The following is a 1,042-nucleotide window of genomic DNA, read 5'->3' as shown; positions in this document are numbered from 1 at the left end:
GCGGTGAACTGGCCGGTCGCACGGGCCTTGGCCCGCGTCGACCTCGCGCTCGCCGCAGTGCGGCAAAACGAGCCAGACAGGGCGTGTGCGGTGACCGCGGAGGCTCTGGAGATCTGCGCGACACAGCGCCCGGTGGATCTGATCATTCGCCGCACGGGTGAGGTCGTGCGCGAGATGCAGCCCTACCAAGCCATGCCCTCGGTCCGAGACCTGCGCGAGCGCCAGGCAAACCTCGCCCGCCAACTTCGTGGCGCGGGGCTGAACGCTACCGAAACCGAGACCGGGTCAGTACAGGATCGACGGACGGACACACTCTAGTGGATCTTCATCTGGACGGTAAGGTCGCGCTCGTCACCGGGGGTTCCCGCGGCATCGGGCACGCGATCACCTCCCGCCTGTCAGCCGAGGGCTGCCGGGTGGGGATCTGCGGACGCGATCCCGACGCCCTTGCCCACGCGACGGCGGACCTCCACCGCGCCGGGTCCGACGCTTTCAGCTTCGTGGCCGACGTGACCAGGCCGGGCGAGGTCGAACGCTTCGTCGATGCCGCCGCCGAATCCCTCGGCGGAGTCGATCTGCTTGTCGCGAATGTCGGCGGCACCGTCGGTGGGGATCTTCTCGACTCCACTTCTGACGATTGGGCGCAGACGTTCGAGCTCAACGCCGGACATGCCGTCCGGGCAATCCGGGCCGCCGTCCCGCACATGAAGAACAATGGTGGCGGGTCTATTGTCATCGTCTCGTCGATTTCGGCATCGAAGCCGTCGCCGCGGGCGCAGTACGGCGCGGCCAAGGCCGCGGAGATCTATCTGGCGTCGGCCTTCGCGCGAGAGCTGGCGCCCTTGCACGTGCGGGTCAACGCGGTGAGCCCGGGTTCTGTTCTCTTTCCCGGAGGTGGCTGGGACGGGTACTCCCAACAGCACCCGGATGATTTCAACGAGTTTGTTCGGCGGGATTTTCCGACGCATCGGCTGGGGACCGTCGACGAGGTCGCGGACGTGGTGACCTTTCTGCTGTCCGACCGGGCGAGCTGGGTGAACGG

Annotated in this window: 1 protein-coding gene and 1 pseudogene; both read left to right on the top strand. The window is 67.4% G+C overall.

The window, feature by feature from the left end:
- Positions 1-318: pseudogene (locus U9980_RS28225) on the top strand (transposase); the annotation flags it as partial.
- Positions 318-1,042, top strand: a 725-nt coding sequence (locus U9980_RS28220; RefSeq protein ID WP_322770708.1) for an SDR family oxidoreductase, incomplete at its 3' end; no start/stop codon positions are given. The pseudogene U9980_RS28225 and the gene U9980_RS28220, both read left to right, overlap by 1 nt.

It is taken from the genome of Protofrankia sp. Cr1 (genome assembly GCF_963555865.1).
Lineage (GTDB): Bacteria > Actinomycetota > Actinomycetes > Frankiales > Frankiaceae > Protofrankia.
Note: the sequence above shows the minus strand (reverse complement) of the source record. Positions and strands in the feature narration are given on the sequence as shown.